At 44.3% G+C, this 4,360-nt stretch carries 4 protein-coding genes; all 4 read right to left on the bottom strand.

The genetic code is table 11. The features are described 5' to 3' along the window. Positions 1–582 precede the first annotated feature (582 nt). Positions 583–1,494, bottom strand: a complete 912-nt coding sequence (locus tag KGY70_17725; protein MBS3777042.1) for a carbohydrate kinase — start codon at positions 1,492–1,494, stop codon at positions 583–585. Positions 1,495–2,022: 528 nt separating this feature from the next. Then, positions 2,023–2,532 carry a YfiR family protein gene (locus KGY70_17720; protein MBS3777041.1) on the bottom strand — a complete coding sequence of 170 codons (510 nt, stop codon included), beginning with the start codon at positions 2,530–2,532 and terminating at the stop codon, positions 2,023–2,025. 158 nt (positions 2,533–2,690) lie between these two features. After that, on the bottom strand, positions 2,691–3,662 hold the full coding sequence (locus KGY70_17715; GenBank protein ID MBS3777040.1) for a hypothetical protein: 972 nt from the start codon (positions 3,660–3,662) through the stop codon (positions 2,691–2,693). A 153-nt stretch (positions 3,663–3,815) separates the two neighbouring features. Beyond that, positions 3,816–4,360, bottom strand: a 545-nt coding sequence (locus KGY70_17710; GenBank protein MBS3777039.1) for a diguanylate cyclase, incomplete at its 5' end; no start/stop codon positions are given.

The following is a 4,360-nucleotide window of genomic DNA, read 5'->3' as shown; positions in this document are numbered from 1 at the left end:
GGCCTCTTTTGAGGAGATCGAAGCCAAGCTGAATTCCATCAACTCTGCCTAACATCAACATCAGATTCTTCCCATATAGCTCTCTCATGGCTGGGCCTTTTCTTTGAAAAGGCCTTTTTTTGATCCCCCGTTTGAAAATCATCACCTCCATGGAGCCGGCTCATCCCAACCTGCACATCCCGCCCTCAGAACATTAGGCGCCTGAGGCATCTTATAGTGAAAATCGACGTTTATGAACAAAAAAGGAACGTTTATCAATAAAAAAATACCGGTAAATAAATTCCGGTAACCTTTCCCCTCCCATTTGAGTATCACCTAATAAAGAACAATTTTTAAAGAAGAGCATCCATCATACAGCATTTAGGTTTGGGTTTAGGGTTTTCTCATTTTTAGGTTAGGTTTTTAGGTTTTAGTTTTTAGGTTTTAGTTGTCCCTGTTTAAAAGAAAAGTTCCGAGGTTCTCCCGGAACTTTTCTTTTTTTGGCACCACTGGAGTCCCTGCTCCAGCGACCGGTCTTTATGGGAATGGCCTTTCAGGGTAAGCCTCCCACAAATCATTTTTTCTTGACCCAAAAAGAATGATCTAATCCGAATTGCTATCCAGGGTGTTTTTGAATCGTTCTATATCCGCCTTCTTATAAATTGGATTGGCTCCGCTTCGGGTAGTGACATACGCTCCCAAAGCCACAGCGTTAGCAAGGATTCTGTCAGGAGCCTCCTTCATCAATATCCCTTGTAACAATCCCGCAAGAAAAGCATCACCCGCACCAATGCTGTCTACCACACTTGTTAAATATCCATCATGTCGCAGGTAATTGTCCTCATACAACAGCGAAGCTCCCTGCTTACCATGTGTCACAGAAATCACCTGGCAATGAAACCGGTCCCGCAATTGTCTCATCCAAGTCGCTTGATCAGAAGGCTCAAAAAACCAGTCACTTATCACCTGTAATTCAGAGTCATTCATTTTAACCAGGTCGGCCTTCTCAAGCAATTGCTGAATAAGCCCTTGTGAATAATGGGGATCTCTCAGATTGACATCAAAAACCTTATACTTGTTCTCATCCCCTATCAATTGCATCAATGTATCATAACTTTTAGGTTTACGGGCTATCAGACTTCCATGTACAATTATATCAGATGCATGGGCCAACGAAAAAAGATCGTGATCAAATTCAAGATAATCCCAGGCGCAATCAGGGAAATCATACTGAGGATCATTGGGATCACTTGTGTTTACCTGTGCTGTACCTGTTGGATGACCTGTATCCAGTTGCAGAAGATAATCGGAAAAATTTATGGATTCCAAATATTGCTTCAGCTTATGGCCCAACGGATCATCTCCGATTCTGCTGACAAAACGAACGTCCAGTCCCAGCCGGTTAAGATGAACCGCTACATTCATGGGGGCACCCCCGGGAGTTTTCTCTCCGGGTAAAACATCCCAAAGTATTTCCCCAAAACATAAAATCTTTGATCTCTCAGAAATATTCATGATCTGAAAATATTGTTTACAGCTTCTAATATATGAAAGACTTTACATATTGGAAAATATATAAACTGTTGGCCATGAAACGTCCATGACAAAATAATCATTCATATCACAAAAGGAGATGATTATTTTATCATGATAAGTTACATAAGACCAAAATATTAAATAAAAAATAACCTTGTGAAACCCGCATGCACGAACTTACACAACAAGGACATGAATAAGCATGCGGGTTCCATGGCAGAGGGTTCCGCAAAACTCAATTAATGCAACGCTGTTTGATTTAAATACAGAAGGTTAATAAAGTTTTATACTGATGGAACCTGGTAGAAATCAGGATCTAATTAACCACTAAAAAGCCGGTATGGGAAGTATAATTCTCCTTTTTTAAAGGTCGGAGCACACAAAAAGGTTCCCCGGCAGCTGCCGGAGAACCCCTTCCGTTAGAACAAAATCCGAGGAAATGTTGGAAATTTAAATACCCTAAATCTTATTGGTATGAGGACAAAGAACGGGCCGCTCTTAAATCTCCTAGTAATTCCTTGCGGCCATATCCCGGATACGGGAAGAAAATTTTAACCCCTGGTTCATAGCATTGGATGCAGCAAACTCATATTTCAGGCGGTTGCCGATCAGCAGAAAATTCAGTGCCGCTCCTTTCTTGATCCCTTTGTTGCTGTCGCTGATCACCAGGGTATTTTCGCCGGTCTGCCGCTTGACCTCAGGTATGTCATCGGTACGCCGGCCGGCGACATACAGTATCTGGCATTCTGCTACATCTTCGGCTTTACGAAACTTCTTCACCTCAATATCCTGAAGGATGACCTTCTTATCTTTGGTGAAACTGGTGACTTCGTGGTATACATTGTTTGATCCCAAAACACCAATCACAAAATCATCGGTTTGTTCCAACTGGGGCCAGTCGAAAAACTTGGTGAAATTATAGATAAATTTGGCTTTGGCCTCATCTATCTGACTCTGGGCCCGTAAACCGGAGAGGCCAACCACCATGATCACCAGAAAAAGTAATATTCGTTTCATAATACCTGTTGTTTAAATTTATTTTCAAAGTTGATAAATAAAACAACAAGTCCACCCACAAAACGGTTGATCTTTCCAATAGTTTGAAGATGACATAAATCACCCCTAAAACTGAAACCTTTTTTATAAAACCCTAAAAATAAGTCGAATATATGTACTCACAAACTGGCGATGATCATTTCCACGATCTCGATCAGGCGGTTCATATCATTAATAAGGGGCCCCTCATAATCATCTTTGCTATATGGATTGCCATATACCCAGGGATTGGTGAATGAGTAGGAAAGATGGAACAGATAGGCGTACTTCTCTCCCTGCCCCTGTAAGAAATAGAGCTTGGAATGGTAACTGCCCCCGGTGGTACCTTCTTCAAAACCCAGCAGGTCGACCTTATTGCCATCCAACACGAGTGATTTGGCGGCCCGGGCAGTGGAGGTATCGCCGGGCAGCAATTGCCACAAACTGTCAATGCTGCTATAGACACCCAGTTCCAGGCTGAAGCGGGAGACAATGGAACTGTCCTGAATGGGTATATCGATGGCGTAGCCTGCCTGAAGAAAAGCCGTATCCTTTTTAACAGGATGAAGCTGGCTCATGCGTCCCGAAAACAACTCCCCCGGCTTCAGCCTGCTGATATTGCTGTTGCGGGGTATTTTCAGCCGCTCGTCGGAATCCAGCTTGTGGAAAGTCCAGTAGTCCTGCGAATAATAATCGGGCGACTTCTGCTCCAGCTCAAAGGGATATTTCTCCCTGCTATCCTGCGAGCGGTACCAATAACCTGTTATTCGGCCATCCTGTATGGAGCCGGTGAATATACCCTTTCCTTCCAGATGAAGCTGGCCCTGCTGATCGATGTAACCGGTTAGTGCAATGCTGCGCTGACGTATCTTGAAACGTTGAATATACTCAGCAGACAGATTTTTCTGCTGTTTTTCCATGTAGAGCTCAATGGGATAATAACCGAGCCGACCGGTGTAATGCCGCTTAAAGTCACCTTCCTGCCTACCGGGGGGATGATCGGCACGGGTAGCCGTGGCAAATCCGGTCCCCAAAAAAAGGATCATCAAAATGCCGGTAAGAGCCCGACGTCCTGCAATGCCGGTTCCTGTATGATTGCCGTTGGCCTTCATATTTTGTTATCTATGAATAAATAAAACGATTCCTTACCCGGGTGATGCTCTTAAACCCACCGGGCCGGGGTTCAGGCGGTTTTTTGGCAGGTGCCCTGGCGTTTTTTCTTCCCCTATGAGCTGGAACAGCTTCAACCCCTGCTTTTCTTAAAATTACTGTATACTGGAAAAGTAACGCATAAATTGCGAGCGTTCATAGATCATGGGGTTATCCAGTTTGCTGTAGCTGAGCTTGCCACGGAATTCCTCCACCTTGTCAAACTGATGCTCCTGCATCCATTCCTTCATCTCTTCCAGTATGTTTTTTATCTGGGCAAACCCATTCTTGTATATGGTCGAACATATCTGCACGGCTTCGGCCCCGGCCAGCAATTGCTTGACCGCCGCCTTACCATCATGAACACCCGTGCTGGCAGCTATCTCTATCCTTTGAACCTTTGAAGAGATGATGCCCACCCAGCGAAGCGAATGCCGCAGATCGGAAGGGGAGCTGAAGACTTCAGCAGAAGTGAAACGAAGCTTATCGATGTCAATATCGGGTTCATAAAACCGGTTAAACAACACCACACCGGGCACATCCATGGCATTGAGCCGCTCAACAAATCCCACCAGGTTGGTGAAATGGCTGCCCAGCTTGAAAACATAGGGAATGCTGATGGTTTTATTCAGCTTATCGGCCAGCTCATAGTAAATATTTT

It is taken from the genome of Bacteroidales bacterium, from assembly GCA_018334875.1.
GTDB lineage: Bacteria > Bacteroidota > Bacteroidia > Bacteroidales > UBA12077 > JAGXLC01.
This window is presented reverse-complemented; position numbering and strand designations above follow the sequence as displayed.